Here is a 13,544-nt window from a genome sequence, read left to right as displayed (position 1 = left end):
CCGCCATACAGGAATCTGCCGGTGTCCGTGTCCTTCGCTTCCACCCGTTCCCCGTCGCCCCGCACGGCCGACGAACTGTCCGTGATCCTGGCCGCGCCCGGCTTCGGGCTGCATTTCACCGATCACATGGTCGCCATCTCCTGGAACAGCGAGCAGGGCTGGCATGACGCGCAGGTGCGCGGTTACGGCCCGCTGCAGCTGGATCCGGCCGCATCGGTGCTGCACTACGGCCAGGAGATCTTCGAAGGCATCAAGGCCTACCGGCATGCCGACGGCTCGATCTGGACCTTCCGCCCGCAGGCCAACGGCGAGCGGCTGCAGCGCTCCGCGCGCCGTCTGGCGTTGCCGGAGCTGCCGGTGGACCTGTTCGTCGAATCGCTGCGCCAGTTGGTGGCGGTGGATGGCGGCTGGGTGCCGTCGGCACCGGAGACCAGCCTGTATTTCCGCCCCTTCATGATTGCCGACGAGGCCTTCCTGGGCGTGCGCGCTGCGCACAAGGCCTCGTACTACGTGATCGCCAGCCCGGCCGGCCCGTATTTCGCCAAGGGCGTGGCGCCGGTGTCGATCTGGTTGTCCACCGACTATGCGCGTGCGGCCAAGGGTGGGACCGGTGCGGCCAAGTGTGGCGGCAACTATGCCGCTTCGCTGCTGCCGCAGCAGAAGGCGCAGGCGCAAGGGTGCTCGCAGGTACTGTTCCTGGATCCGGTGGAAGGCAAGTACATCGAAGAGCTGGGCGGCATGAACGTGTTCCTGGTCTACCGGGACGGCACGCTGGTGACCCCCGAGCTGTCCGGCAGCATCCTGGAAGGCATCACCCGCGACAGCATCCTGCAGCTGGCGCGCGATCGCGGCATGCGCGTGGTCGAGCGCAAGGTGGCGATCGACGAGTGGAAACAGGGCGTGGCGTCCGGTGAGATTTCCGAGGTATTCGCCTGTGGCACCGCCGCAGTGGTCACCCCGATCGGCGAACTCAAGGGCGATGGATTCGCGGTCGGCGATCTCGCCGCGCCGGCGGGCAAGGTCACCATGTCGCTGCGGCAGGAGCTGACCGATATCCAGTATGGGCGTGTCCCGGACCGCCATGGCTGGCTGGTGCGTCTGTCCTGAGCCGACACCCTGGCGACAAAAACAGGCCCCCGCGCGTCAGTGCGGGGGCTTTTTTTTGGCCTGCCCTGACCTGCTGTGCAGCAAAAACGACGCGGCGGCCGCCTCTGAATACGTCAAGCGGGCTGAACACAGCTGCGCTGTGTCACAAAAATGATATTTGGTTTCAAAAAATGCCAAATTCGTATTGTCCAGTTCGTTTCTGTTGCGGTAGGTTCGCTGAACGGATCGATAACAGGGGGCTCGATTCGGGGGCTCGGCACTGACCCAAGAGGGCACTGCCGGTTACACCGCTAAGGCGGTTCTCTTTGATTTGGAAGGGAATTCGATGTCGAACGAGTCGTTCCGCAAGCGCCGTCGCGCGCTCACCGTCGTCAGCGCCACTGCGCTCACCTCCCTGCTGCTGGCAACCCCGGCATTCGCCGGCGAGGTCTATCTGGATGGCCTGGCCAGCGCCTCGACCCATCAGAAGTTCATCGTGACCTACAAGGACGGCGCTACGGCGCTGGCCAATCCCACCGCCCTGAGCACCTCGCTGCGCACCGCCGCACGGGCGATGCCGGCCAAGGCCGGTAAGGCGCTGGGGTTGAATTCGGTCAGGCGCCTGGCGCTGGGGCCGGAACTGGTCAAGGCCGATCGCGCGCTGGACCGTGTCGAAGCCGAAGCGCTGATGCGCCAGCTGGCTGCCGATCCCAGCGTGCAGGCAGTGGAAGTGGATCAGATGCTGCATGCCACGCTGACGCCCAACGACGCGCGCCTGTCCGAGCAGTGGGCCTTCGGCACCACCAATGCCGGGCTCAACATCCGTTCGGCCTGGGACAAGTCCACCGGCGCCAACGTGGTGGTGGCCGTGATCGATACCGGCATCACCAGCCATCCCGACCTCAACGCCAATATCCTGCCCGGCTACGACTTCATCAGCGACGCGGCAACCGCGCGCGACGGCAATGGGCGCGACAGCAATCCGGCCGACGAAGGCGACTGGAACTCGACCTCCGGATGTCCGGTTTCCAATTCCAGCTGGCACGGCACCCATGTCGCCGGCACGGTGGCGGCGGTGACCAACAACGGCGTCGGCGTGGCCGGCACCGCCTTCAATGCCAAGGTGGTTCCGGTGCGCGTGCTGGGCCGCTGCGGCGGCTCGCTGTCGGACATCTCCGATGCCATCATCTGGTCGTCCGGCGGCAGCGTCAGCGGCGTTCCGGCCAATCCGAATCCGGCAGAAGTCATCAACATGTCGCTGGGCGGCACCGGCGCCTGTTCGGTCACCATGCAGAACGCGATCAATGGCGCGGTCTCGCGCGGCACCACCGTGGTGGTGGCGGCCGGCAACAGTTCGGCCAACGTCTCCACCGCGCTGCCCGCCAATTGCAACAACGTGGTCGCCGTAGCAGCCACCACCTCGGCCGGCGCCAAGGCCAGCTACTCCAATTTCGGCGCGGGCATCGACGTCTCCGCGCCGGGTTCGGCGGTGCTGTCCACCCTCAACAGCGGTACCACCACGCCGGGCAGCGCCAGCTACGCGTCCTATAACGGCACCTCGATGGCAGCGCCGCATGTGGCCGGCGTGGTCGCCCTGGTGCAGTCGGTCGCCCCCACGGCATTGACGCCTGCGGCGGTGGAGACCCTGCTGAAGAACACCGCGCGCGCGCTGCCGGGCGCGTGTTCGGGCGGGTGTGGCGCGGGCATCGTCAATGCCGATGCCGCCGTCACCGCCGCGCTCAATGGTGGCGGCGGCGGTGGTGGTGGCGGTGGCAATACGCTGACCAACGGCACCCCGGTCACCGGGCTGGCCGCGGCGGCGGGTGCGGAACTGAACTACACCATCGCGGTGCCGGCTGGCAGCGGCCCGCTGACGGTGGCGATCAGTGGCGGCACCGGCGATGCGGATCTGTACGTGCGTGCCGGAAGTGCGCCGACCGATACCGCCTATACCTGCCGTCCGTATCGCAGCGGCAACGCCGAAACCTGCAGCATCAGCGCGCCGTCGGGAACCTACTACGTACGCGTCAAGGCCTACAGCAGCTTCTCTGGCGTGACCCTGCGGGCCAGCTACTAAGCCCGTCGTCGCAACAGGGCGGTTCGCGCTCGCCGGTTCGTCCGGCAGGCGCGGATCGTTCGCCTTCCTTCTTCGCGATGTGCCGTCCACGCCTGTCGTCCCGACCGGCGCAGGCGTCGCCTTGCCGCCTGATCGGCCACCCCCGGCCAGGCATTGAATGGGCGTCATCGCCCACGCGCTTTCCGATCCGACCCGCAGTTGCGGCAAGGCTCGGCCACTCGCCGCGCTTGCGGCACCACAACCAAGAGAGAGGAACGATTCAATGTCCAATGTGTCGCAACGTCGCGCATCCGCGCGCGGCCTGGTCGTGCTGGGTGTTTCCGCGCTGACGTGCCTGTTGGCGGTGCCGGCGTTCGCCGGTCAGGTCAATCTTGCCGGATTGGAGTCGCAGCCCACGCTGGATCGCTTCATCGTCAAGTACAAGGACGGCTCCAGTGCTGCAGTCAGCCAGACCTCGATGCGCGCCTCGCTCAATTCCGTTGCCAGTGCAGTGCCGGCACGCGCCGGCCGCGCGCTGGGCCTGAATCACGTGCGCCGCACTGCGCTGGGTTCGGAAGTGCTCAAGACCGACCGTAGCCTGGACCGCGCCGAAGCCGAAACGCTGATGCGCCGCATCGCCGCCGACCCCAGCGTGGACTATGTGGAAGTGGACCAGATCATGTATCCGGTGCTGACTCCGAACGACACCCGTCTGTCCGAGCAGTGGGGCTTCGGCACTACCGCAGCTGGCATCAATGTGCGCCCGGCCTGGGACACCGCCACCGGCAGCGGCGTGGTGGTGGCGGTGATCGACACCGGCATCACCAGCCATCCGGATCTCAACGCCAACGTGCTGCCCGGCTACGACTTCATCAGCGATGCGACGCGTGCGCGCGACAACAACGGCCGTGACAGCAACCCGGCCGATCAGGGCGACTGGACCACGGCCAATCAGTGCTTCTCCGGTTCGCCGGCGGCCAACTCCAGCTGGCACGGTACCCATGTTGCGGGCACCATCGCGGCGGTCACCAACAACAGCACCGGCGTGGCCGGCACCGCCTTCAATGCCCGCATCGTGCCGATCCGTGCGCTGGGCCGCTGCGGCGGGGCAACCTCGGATATCGTCGATGCCATCGTCTGGGCCTCCGGCGGTTCGGTGTCGGGCGTGCCCGCCAACGCCAATCCGGCCGAAGTGATCAACATGTCGCTGGGTGGCAGCGGCGCCTGTTCGAGCAGCTACCAGAACGCCATCAACTCGGCGGTGTCGCGCGGTACCACGGTGGTGGTGGCGGCGGGCAACAGCAATGCCAACGTGGCCAACTTCACTCCGGCCAGCTGCGCCAACGTGATCTCGGTGGCCTCGATCACCTCGGCTGGCGCGCGTTCGAGCTTCTCCAACTTCGGCGCCGGCATCGACATCTCCGGCCCGGGTTCGGCGATCCTGTCGACCTTGAACAGCGGCACCACCACCCCGGGCTCGGCCAGCTATGCCAGCTACAACGGCACCTCGATGGCGGCGCCGCACGTGGCCGGCGTGGTGGCACTGGTGCAGTCGGCAGCAAGCCGTCCGCTGAGCCCGGCGGCAGTGGAAACCCTGCTGAAGAACACCGCCCGTCCGCTGCCGGGCGCCTGCTCGGGCGGCTGCGGTGCCGGCATCGTCAACGCCGCGGGTGCGGTGAACCAGACCCCGTAACCGCAGCCATCGCCGCCCACCGACGGCGATGCCGCCGGCAACGGTGTCGGGCCGGTCCCGACCGACCTGTCGGCGTTTCGAGTTCCACACTGCCCCGCCTCGGCGGGGCAGTGTGCGTTTGCGCACCAGCCATCGCAGCGCTGGCCAACGCGCTTGCCGATCGTCGCCTGAACGCTGCGCGCAGCAGCGCACCCAAGCTGCTTCAGACCCCTGGGGCGTTGCCGATAGCGCCGCATGAGGGGCCTGTGGGGCTGGCCGCCTCACGATCGGGCACGCGCCTCGCCCACGGCGTCGGCGCATTGCCATTCATGTCGTCAGGTCCTTGGGGAAGGAGTTGATCCATGCCGCATCCATCGGTTGGCGCACTGCGCCATGCTGCGCTGCTCTGCGCACTGTCTTGCACGTTCCATGCGGCCGCCGGCGAGGTCGGCCTGCAGGGCCTGGCGTCCGGCACCACCCATCAGCGTTTCATCGTCAGCTATAAGGACCGGGTCGGCAGCAGCCGTGCGACCGGCCTGTCCACGTCCTGGAACGAGGTCGCACGCGCGGTACCGGCACGCCAGGGGCGAGCGTTGGGCCTGGCCGCCACGCGCCGGCTCAGCACCGGCCCGGTGCTGCTGGTCGCCGACCGCAAGCTCGATCGCGTGGATGCGGAAAGCCTGATGCGGCGGCTCGCCGCCGACCCGGCGGTCAAGCGCGTGGAAGTGGATGTGCTGATGCGTCCCTTGCTGGTGCCCAACGACCCCGGCGTTGCGCAGCAGTGGGCGATGGGCACCGGTAACGCCGGTCTCAACATCCGCCCCGCCTGGGATCGTTCCACCGGCAAGGGCATCGTGGTGGCGGTGATCGATACCGGCATCACCGCGCATCCTGATCTGGCGGCCAATGTCCTGCCCGGTTACGACTTCATCACCGATCCGGCAACCGCCCGCGACGGTAATGCCCGTGACGCGAACGCAGCCGACCAGGGCGACTGGACGGCCGCGAACGAATGCGGTCCCGGAGCGTCCGCGTCCAGCTCCAGTTGGCATGGCACGCATGTAGCCGGCATCGTCGCGGCCGTCGGCAACAACGGCAATGGCGTGGTCGGTACCGCCTTCAATGCCAGGCTGCTGCCGCTGCGGGTGCTGGGCAGGTGCGGTGGCTACATGTCCGATATCGCCGATGCCATCGTCTGGGCCTCGGGGGGGAGGGTGACCGGCGTGCCGGCCAATCCGAATCCGGCCACGGTGATCAATCTGTCGCTGGGCGGCTACGGCAGTTGCTCGGCGACGATGAGTAACGCCATTGCCGCCGCGGTGACGCGTGGCAGTTCGGTGGTGGTGGCTGCCGGGAACAGCAACATGGACGTTTCCACCAGCGTTCCGGCCAACTGCCCGAACGTGATCGCAGTGGCCGCCACCACCTCGGCCGGCGCGAAGGCCAGCTTCTCCAACTACGGCAAAGGGGTGGATATTGCGGCGCCGGGGCAGGCCATCGTCTCTACGCTCAACAGCGGCACCACGGTACCGGGTAATGCGGCGTACGCGACCTACAGCGGGACTTCGATGGCCGCACCGCACGTGGCGGGGGTGGTGGCATTGATGCAATCGGTGGCCTTGAACCCGCTCACGCCTGCAACGGTGGAGGCCTTGCTCAAGAGCAGCGCGCGGCCCTTGCCGGTTGCCTGTGCGCAGGGATGCGGCGCGGGGCTGGTCAACGCCGACGGGGCGCTGGCGGCGGTGATCGCCGCGAATACGCTGGCCCGCAACGTGGCGCGCGCCGGGCTGAGCGCAGCGCAGTCCGATGCGCTGTACTACCAGATCACCGTGCCGGCCGGGACGCGCGCATTGAAGGTGGCGCTCAACGGCGGCAGCGGCAATGCGGATCTGTCGGTGCGGGCCGGCGCCTTGCCCAGCGACAGCGCCTACAGCTGTCGCAGCGTGCTGCCCGGCAATACCGACAGTTGCACGCTGAGCATGCCGGCGGCAGGCACCTACTACGTGCGGCTGAAGGCGACGCTGGCGTTTTCGGGAGTCAGTGTCACCGCAACGTACTGAGCGTCGCTGCTGCAACTCTGAGGAGCAGGGGGAATCCTGCCTGCCGCGTCGCCATCGGGCCGACGCGGCAGGTGTGCGGAATCGGTGTGGATCGCGCGTGCGCACCGCTTCCTGCGCACGCTTTGCACTGCCCGAGGCTTGCCAGTCGGCCGCTCCGACCACCGCGCAGCTGCGTCGCCGCCCGCGTGCCGCGCACTACCGCCGGCGGTTCACTCGCAGAGCTCGCAGGCCTGCGCAGCCAGGGCTTGCAACAACTGGGCAGCAGGCAATTCCAGCAGCAGGCCGCGCTGGCCGGCGTTGATCCACAGCGCGGGCGCGTCCAGGGCCGTGGCTTCCACCAGCACCGGCACTTGCCGTTGCTGGCCGAGCGGGCTGATGCCGCTCACCTTGTAGCCGGTGCGGCGCTCGGCGTCGGCCACGTCCATCATGCGGGCGGACTTGCCGCCCCGCGCGCTGGCGAGTCTCTTCAGCGACAGGCGCCGGTCGCAGGGAATCACCACGCACACCGCCTGGTCGTCGACCCAGGCCATCAGGCTTTTCAGCACCGTCTGCGGCGCCAGCCCCAGCGCGGTTGCCGCCTGCAGGCCCTTGGCGTCGGCATCGGCCTGGTAGTCGTAAGGATGCAGCACGTACGCCACGCCAGCCGCGTCCAGGGCGCGGGTGGCACGGGTCGCCCTGCTCATTGCCTCAGACCGACTCGAAGCGGTTGGCGGCCACGTTCTTGCGCACCTTCTCCGGGTTCCAGATGCGCCCGTTCATGGCGATGTAGACGCCGGCCGGCAAGGATTGCACGGCACCCACTGCGCAGCCGATGTTGAATTCCGCATCCGAGCCGCGAAAGCGTGCCGGGTTCAGCGCGCCGGTCATCACGATGGTCTTGTCGGAAATCGACTGCAGCACCTTGCCGGTGTCCACCATCGAATCGGTACCGTGGGTGATCAGCACGTGGCGGGTGGGCTGGACGGCGATGGTTGCGCGGATCAGCTCGCGGTCGGCATCGGTGATATGCAGCGAATCCTTGCGGATGATGGGAATCACCGAGAAGCGGAAGGTCACGCCCAGCTCCTTGAGGATCTGGCCGATCTGCGGGTCGCCGATCTGGTAGTCCGATTTGTCGTCGAAGTAGATCTTGTCGATCGTGCCACCGGTGGTGACGATCAGGAGGTCTTCCATTGTTGCCAATCCTGTAGGGCCAGCGCGGTGCAGGCCGCGCGAGGGCCGTCATGATACCGCCCGCCTGCGATGCTGGCAGTGCGCGCATTGCGGCAGGCAGGGCAGGGATGGCGAAAGCCTGCGCCCACGTGCGGCGGTAGGCGGCGTGCGGCCGGGCACCGCTGTTGGCGAAAGCCGGTGCCTGCACGGTACGCCGGTCAGCGCGCCCTGCGCCTGCCGCCGAAGCGCGCGGCCACACCGGGCCCGCTGACCAGCCCGATCACCAGCAATGCCAGTAGCAGTTCCAGCCAGGCCAGGCCGCGTGCGTCGGGTTGGCTCCAGGCGGCCATCACGCCGTGGCTGAACCAGCCCAGCGCGAACACGCCTGCCCAGAAACGGGCGCGTGCGCTGCGCACCGCCAGTGCGCCCATCAGCGCCGGTGGCAGCGCGAACACCAGCAGGGCCGCAGTGCGGTGCGCATCGTCGTGGAACCAGATCGCGAACAGCGCTGCCAGCGCGAGCAAGGCGGCCGCCAGCGACCAGTGCACTGCGCGCGGTGTCATGCGGCGGTCAGCCGCCGCGCGATGTCGGCCACCCGGCGACCGAGCGCGCGTGCCAACAGGGCCTCGTCTTCGCTCGGTTGCGGGTCGCCGGCCGCGCCGGAGACATGGCTGGCCCCATACGGTGTACCGCCGCTGGTGGTGTGGCTGAGCGCGGCCTCGGTGAACGGGATGCCCACGATCAGGCAGCCGTGGTGCAGCAGCGGCAGGTGCATCGACAGCAAGGTGGATTCCTGCCCGCCATGCATCGAAGCGGTCGAGGTGAATACCGCCGCCGGCTTGCCCGCCAGCGTACCGCTGGCCCAGTCGGCGCCCAGGCTGTCGAGGAAGTGCTTCATCGGCGCGGCCATGTTGCCGAAGCGGGTGGGGCTGCCCAGCAGCAGGCCGCTGCATTCGGCCAGATCGGCACGGTCCACATAGGGCGCGCCTTCGTCCGGCACCGGCGGCGCGCTGGTCTGGGTGACCGCGGCCACCGGCGGCACCGTACGCAAACGCGCGCTCGTGCCGGGCACCTCGCCGATGCCGCGCGCGATCTGCCGCGCCAGCCGCGCCACCGAACCGCCACGGCTGTAGTACAGCACCAGAATCTCCGCCATCGTGTTCCTGCCGACTGTGTGAGTTGCCGCAGTATCGGCCAAGCCGCCGCCTTGCTGCACGCCGCGGCTGCGGCAAGGCCGCGACGACGGCGCATCGGGTACCCTTGCGCGATGGCGCGTGTGAACAAACTCCACCAATGGAAAGAACGTCTGCACGACCGCGCGCGGACGGCGAGCTTCGGGCGCTTCCTGTGGCACCGCTTCCTGGACGATCGCCTGTTCCAGGCCGCAGCGTCGCTGGCCTACACCACGGTGTTCGCGCTGGTGCCGCTGGCGATCGTGGTGTTCGGCGTGCTGTCGGCGTTTCCCGCCTTCAACGAGTGGAAGGACGCGCTGACCGACTTCATCTTCAACAACTTCGTGCCTGGCGCAGCGCGTTCGGTGCAGAACTATCTCAACCGCTCGCTGGAAGACCTGGGCAAGTTCACCGTGGCCGGCATGATCGCCCTGGTGGCGTCGCTGCTGATCACCCTGCACAGCATCGAGCAGACCTTCAACAGCATCTGGCGGGTGGCCGCCGCCCGGCCCAAGGTGACGCGGTTCCTGATCTACTGGACGGTGCTGACCCTGGGCACGATGCTGGCCGCCGCCTCGATGGCGATGGCCGCCTACGTGTTCGCGCTGCCGCTGTTCCGCACCACCGAAGGCCAGTGGCTGGCCCAGTTCGCCTGGCGACTGGCGCCGATGGCGGTGGAATTCGTCTGCATCGTGTTGATCTACCGCGTGGTACCCCAGCATGCGGTGCGCCTGCGGCATGCGCTGCCCGGCGCGCTGCTGGCGGTGATCCTGATGGAAATCGTCAAGTGGGGCTTCGGCTTCTATCTCGGCAATTTCCAGACCTATCAGCGCATCTATGGCGCGTTGTCGGCACTGCCGATCCTGCTGCTGTGGATCTATCTGAGCTGGGTGTCGGTGCTGCTGGGCGCCTCGCTGGCCTCGTCGATGTCGGCGTTCCGCTACCAGCCCGAAGCCATGCGCCTGCCGCCGGGCTTCGAGATCTACGGCCTGCTGCGCCTGCTGGGTCGCTTCCGCCAGGCACGCATCCACGGCGAAGGTCTTGACGAGGACCGCATCCTCGCGCTGGAGCCCATGCTCACCGATACGGTGATGCAGGAGCTGCTGTGCGAGCTCAAGCGCATCCGCCTGCTGCGCCGCGACGAGCGCGGGCAGTGGCTGCTGGCGCGCGACCTGGACGTGGTGCCGTTGGCCGAGCTCTACGAAAGCTGCCAGTTGCGCGTACCGGTCGAAGACCGCCCGCTACCGTGTCGCGACGACGCTTATGGCCAGGCGGCGGCCGCGGCGCTGGATCGCTTGCGCGAGCCGCTGCGCAGCGTGCTGACGCAGCCGGTCGGCGATTTCTACACTCATCTTCCAGGAGATCCTGCATGACTGTGCGTCTTGTGCGCAGCGCCTGCGCGCTGCTGTTGCCGCTGCTGTTGCTGACCGCCTGCAAGCCCGGTGGCGAGGGCGCGCCTGCTGGCGGCGCTGCCAGCGCACCGGCAGCCTCCACCGCGCCGCCCGATCAGCCTGCCGCTGGGCAGGCGGGTGCGGCCAATGCATCGGTGGTGCAGCAGACCGCCGAAATGCCCAGGCTGTCGTTGCCCACCGTGTCCGGCGAGACCTACGACCTGGCCGCGCACCGCGGCCAGTGGGTGGTGGTCAACTTCTGGGCCACCTGGTGCGCACCGTGCCTGAAGGAGATGCCGGAGCTGTCGGCGCTGCATACCATGCGCGACACCATCGAAGTGGTGGGTCTGGCCTACGAAGACATCACCACGGCCGACATGCAGGCGTTCCTGAAGGACCATCCGGTCTCCTACCCGGTGGCCATCCTCGACCCTTATCAGCCCCCGCAGGACTTCGCCACCCCGCGCGGCTTGCCGATGACCTACCTGATCGGCCCGGACGGCAAGGTCGCCAAACAGTTCCTCGGTCCGGTCACCGCGCGCGAGATCGAAACGGCCGTCGGCATCACCGGCAAGGCCGGCTGATGCATTCCGCGCGCTTCGTGGTCGGCGGCGTGGTGCAGGGCGTGTGGTATCGCGCCTCCACCCGCGAGCAGGCCCTGGCGCTCGGTCTGCGCGGGCATGCGCGCAACCAGGCCGATGGCAGCGTGGAGGTTGTCGCGGCCGGCAACGCAGCGGCACTGGACGCACTGGAGCGCTGGCTGTGGCAGGGCCCGCCAGCGGCCTCCGTCGTCTCGGTGCTGCGCACGCCGTGCCCGGTCCCGCCGTCTGAAGACTTTGTGACTGGCTGAGCGCTGACCGGTGCAGTGAGGGCAACAGAGTTGGGGCGACTCGCCGATAACCCTGTCAACGCGATCAGGCGTTCAGGGGAATGTAATGGCCGCTCCATCTCAGGATCACTCTCACGGGCACGACCTGCCTGCCAATGGCATCGCGCGCGTGCTGGCGCAGTGGGGGCCGTGGCTCTATCTGGGCGTATTGGTCGGCATCGGCTGGCTGTTGTTCCAGCAGCCGCAGACGCGGGTGTTGCAACCCGGGCAGGCCGCCGCCGGCTGGCTGCTGGCATGGACCTTCGGCGGCATTGTGATCGGTGCGCTGCTGTGGAGCCTGCGCCTGGCACGCCGTGGCCTGGGTCAGCCGACCGCGAGCTACTTGATGTCGGCGCGTCTGCCCGAGTCGTGGACGCAGGCCTACGCGGCCCTGCTGCGCCCGGCGCCTGCGGCGCCGGCTGGCCCGGTCAGGCCCGATCCGGCCGGCACCCAGCGTGGTGCAGCCTGGCACCGTTTTGGCGGCGGCATGCTCAGCGTGGACAGCTTCGATCCCGACGACGCCGACCGCGCGCCATGGGATGCCCTGGATGCTCAGGCCTGCATCGCGCGCCTGGACGATGCGCGCAGCGCCTGGCAAAACGCCAGCGCCAACCGTGCGTTGCAACAGGAGCGCCGCTACTGGCTGGACGTGGTGCTGTCGCTGCTCGATCACGGCGTGATGCGCCCGCTGCAGGATGGCTACCTGCCCGATACCGCGGCGCTGCGGACCGAACGCTTCCTGCTCGGTGCCGATGCCGGCCCGGCCGTGCTGGCCGAGGTGCCGGCCCTGTTCGCGCGGCGCCTGGCGCTGGCCATCGCTGCCATGCCCGCCGCGCAGCGCGAAACCGCCAGTGTGCAATGGCGCCTGTTGCAGCAACTGCATGCATTGGTGGCCGAAAGCCGCATGCTGGACGAACGTTCGCAGGTGATCCAGGTGCTGGCCTGGAACCCTGACGTGGACCTGGACCAGGTCGAAGTGGCCTACATCCTGGCTGCCGAGTACCGCAACGGCATGCGCGACTGGTTGCGCCGCGCCGCCCTGGTGCGCCTGCCCGACAGCGCCCTGCGGCTGGACGAGCTGTTGCTGGCCTCGTGCAGCCCGCTCGGTGCGCAGGCCGACGATGTGGATTACATGGAAGCGATGCGTCCGCTGCACGGTGGCTTCATGCAGTTGTTCGGCCATCGCCTGAGCCAGTTGGTGTTGCAGGCCGAGCAGGCCGAGCGCCAGGCTGGCCTGCATCCGTTGCCGCGCGCCGCTGCGGCCAGCGACGAAGTCTCTCAGGACTGGCCGGCGTAATCGTCGATCGGTTCCAGCACGCCATAGCGTTCCCGCTGCGGCTTGCCGGGCAGGGGTGGCAGCGGTATTGGCTCCTCGGGCACCGACGTGTCCGGGAGCCTGTCCAGCAGATCGCGGATCAGGCTCAGCCGGCCGCGTTTCTGGTCGTTGAAATCCACCAGCGTCCACGGCGCGTCCGGCGTATGGGTCGCCTCGAGCATGCGCTCGCGTGCGGCGGTGTAGTCGTCGTACTTCGCGCGCGACTGCAGATCCACCGGCGACAGCTTCCAGCCCTTGAGCGGGTTCTCATGGCGCTCGGCAAAGCGCGCTTCCTGCTCGGCCTGGTCCACGCACAACCAATACTTGAACAGCAGGATGCCGTCGTCGACCAGCATCTGTTCGAAGCGTGGCGCCTGCTCCAGGAACGCCACGTATTGCGCATCGGTGCAGTAGCCCATCACCCGTTCAACGCCGGCGCGGTTGTACCAGCTTCGATCCATCAGCACCAACTCGCCGCCGGCCGGCAGATGCGTCACGTAACGCTGGAAGTACCACTGCGTGCTTTCGCGGTCGCTGGGTTTGGGCAGCGCCACCACCCGGCATTGCCGTGGATTGAGGTGGCTGGCGATGGTCTGGATCACGCCGCCCTTGCCGGCGGTGTCGCGGCCCTCCACCAGCACCAGCGCACGCTGGTTGGTGTGGCGCAGCCAGCGCGCCATGCCCACCAGTTCCAGTTGCAGCGGTGCCAGCAGTTTCTTGTAGGCCTTGCGTTTGAGGTGCGGCATGCGCGATCTGGCAACGGTGGAAAGCG

At 68.2% G+C, this 13,544-nt stretch carries 13 protein-coding genes; 8 read left to right on the top strand and 5 right to left on the bottom strand.

What is annotated here, in order from left to right:
• The first annotated feature begins 21 nt into the window (after positions 1–21).
• The 4 genes from LL964_RS01910 (at position 22) to LL964_RS01895 (ending at position 6,874) form a co-directional block, all read left to right on the top strand.
• On the top strand, positions 22–1,107 hold the full coding sequence (locus LL964_RS01910) for a branched-chain amino acid aminotransferase (protein ID WP_104584701.1): 1,086 nt from the start codon (positions 22–24) through the stop codon (positions 1,105–1,107).
• A gap of 325 nt (positions 1,108–1,432) precedes the next feature.
• Positions 1,433–3,163 (top strand): S8 family peptidase, encoded by a 1,731-nt coding sequence (locus LL964_RS01905; protein WP_104584699.1) that lies wholly within the window; start codon positions 1,433–1,435, stop codon positions 3,161–3,163.
• A 262-nt stretch (positions 3,164–3,425) separates the two neighbouring features.
• Complete coding sequence (locus LL964_RS01900; RefSeq protein ID WP_104584697.1) at positions 3,426–4,835, top strand: S8 family peptidase; 1,410 nt, start codon at positions 3,426–3,428, stop codon at positions 4,833–4,835.
• Between the two features lie 341 nt (positions 4,836–5,176).
• A complete protein-coding gene (locus tag LL964_RS01895) occupies positions 5,177–6,874 on the top strand; it encodes a S8 family peptidase (protein WP_104584695.1) in 1,698 nt (565 codons plus the stop codon).
• A 209-nt stretch (positions 6,875–7,083) separates the two neighbouring features.
• On the opposite strand, the gene ybaK is transcribed toward LL964_RS01895, so the two are convergent.
• From ybaK to wrbA, 4 genes are all read right to left on the bottom strand, one after another.
• Positions 7,084–7,557, bottom strand: coding sequence for a Cys-tRNA(Pro) deacylase (ybaK, locus tag LL964_RS01890; RefSeq protein ID WP_104584693.1), 474 nt, complete (start codon positions 7,555–7,557; stop codon positions 7,084–7,086).
• A gap of 4 nt (positions 7,558–7,561) precedes the next feature.
• Positions 7,562–8,047 carry an asparaginase domain-containing protein gene (locus LL964_RS01885; protein WP_104584691.1) on the bottom strand — a complete coding sequence of 162 codons (486 nt, stop codon included), beginning with the start codon at positions 8,045–8,047 and terminating at the stop codon, positions 7,562–7,564.
• A gap of 197 nt (positions 8,048–8,244) precedes the next feature.
• Positions 8,245–8,589: a DUF2069 domain-containing protein gene (locus tag LL964_RS01880; RefSeq protein ID WP_104584689.1), complete on the bottom strand. Its 345-nt coding sequence runs from the start codon at positions 8,587–8,589 to the stop codon at positions 8,245–8,247.
• Positions 8,586–9,242: an NAD(P)H:quinone oxidoreductase gene (gene wrbA / locus LL964_RS01875; RefSeq protein WP_208621375.1), complete on the bottom strand. Its 657-nt coding sequence runs from the start codon at positions 9,240–9,242 to the stop codon at positions 8,586–8,588. Before wrbA ends, LL964_RS01880 begins: the two co-directional genes overlap by 4 nt.
• 51 nt (positions 9,243–9,293) lie before the next feature.
• Between wrbA and LL964_RS01870 the strand changes: the two genes are divergently transcribed.
• The 4 genes from LL964_RS01870 (at position 9,294) to LL964_RS01855 (ending at position 12,754) form a co-directional block, all read left to right on the top strand.
• Complete coding sequence (locus tag LL964_RS01870; RefSeq protein ID WP_104584685.1) at positions 9,294–10,571, top strand: YihY family inner membrane protein; 1,278 nt, start codon at positions 9,294–9,296, stop codon at positions 10,569–10,571.
• On the top strand, positions 10,568–11,173 hold the full coding sequence (locus LL964_RS01865; protein ID WP_104584683.1) for a TlpA family protein disulfide reductase: 606 nt from the start codon (positions 10,568–10,570) through the stop codon (positions 11,171–11,173). The genes LL964_RS01870 and LL964_RS01865 overlap by 4 nt, the downstream gene beginning before the upstream one ends.
• Positions 11,173–11,439 carry an acylphosphatase gene (locus tag LL964_RS01860; protein ID WP_104584681.1) on the top strand — a complete coding sequence of 89 codons (267 nt, stop codon included), beginning with the start codon at positions 11,173–11,175 and terminating at the stop codon, positions 11,437–11,439. Before LL964_RS01865 ends, LL964_RS01860 begins: the two co-directional genes overlap by 1 nt.
• Positions 11,440–11,524: 85 nt before the next feature.
• Positions 11,525–12,754 (top strand): hypothetical protein, encoded by a 1,230-nt coding sequence (locus LL964_RS01855; RefSeq protein ID WP_104584679.1) that lies wholly within the window; start codon positions 11,525–11,527, stop codon positions 12,752–12,754.
• On the opposite strand, the gene ppk2 is transcribed toward LL964_RS01855, so the two are convergent.
• Positions 12,736–13,518, bottom strand: coding sequence for a polyphosphate kinase 2 (ppk2, locus tag LL964_RS01850; RefSeq protein ID WP_104584678.1), 783 nt, complete (start codon positions 13,516–13,518; stop codon positions 12,736–12,738). The two genes, LL964_RS01855 and ppk2, sit on opposite strands and share 19 nt — an antisense overlap.
• Positions 13,519–13,544: the final 26 nt, after the last annotated feature.

This window comes from Xanthomonas melonis, from assembly GCF_020783655.1.
Taxonomy (GTDB): domain Bacteria; phylum Pseudomonadota; class Gammaproteobacteria; order Xanthomonadales; family Xanthomonadaceae; genus Xanthomonas; species Xanthomonas melonis.
Note: the sequence above shows the minus strand (reverse complement) of the source record. Positions and strands in the feature narration are given on the sequence as shown.

Bases quoted from the DNA above. Each gene is read 5' to 3' on its own strand.
- LL964_RS01905 (WP_104584699.1), top strand. From the start codon at position 1,433: ATGTCGAACGAGTCGTTCCGCAAGCGCCGTCGCGCGCTCACCGTCGTC.
- LL964_RS01900 (WP_104584697.1), top strand. From the start codon at position 3,426: ATGTCCAATGTGTCGCAACGTCGCGCATCCGCGCGCGGCCTGGTCGTG.
- LL964_RS01895 (WP_104584695.1), top strand. From the start codon at position 5,177: ATGCCGCATCCATCGGTTGGCGCACTGCGCCATGCTGCGCTGCTCTGC.
- ybaK (WP_104584693.1), bottom strand. From the start codon at position 7,557: ATGAGCAGGGCGACCCGTGCCACCCGCGCCCTGGACGCGGCTGGCGTG.
- LL964_RS01885 (WP_104584691.1), bottom strand. From the start codon at position 8,047: ATGGAAGACCTCCTGATCGTCACCACCGGTGGCACGATCGACAAGATC.
- LL964_RS01880 (WP_104584689.1), bottom strand. From the start codon at position 8,589: ATGACACCGCGCGCAGTGCACTGGTCGCTGGCGGCCGCCTTGCTCGCG.
- LL964_RS01870 (WP_104584685.1), top strand. From the start codon at position 9,294: ATGGCGCGTGTGAACAAACTCCACCAATGGAAAGAACGTCTGCACGAC.
- LL964_RS01865 (WP_104584683.1), top strand. From the start codon at position 10,568: ATGACTGTGCGTCTTGTGCGCAGCGCCTGCGCGCTGCTGTTGCCGCTG.
- LL964_RS01860 (WP_104584681.1), top strand. From the start codon at position 11,173: ATGCATTCCGCGCGCTTCGTGGTCGGCGGCGTGGTGCAGGGCGTGTGG.
- LL964_RS01855 (WP_104584679.1), top strand. From the start codon at position 11,525: ATGGCCGCTCCATCTCAGGATCACTCTCACGGGCACGACCTGCCTGCC.
- ppk2 (WP_104584678.1), bottom strand. From the start codon at position 13,518: ATGCCGCACCTCAAACGCAAGGCCTACAAGAAACTGCTGGCACCGCTG.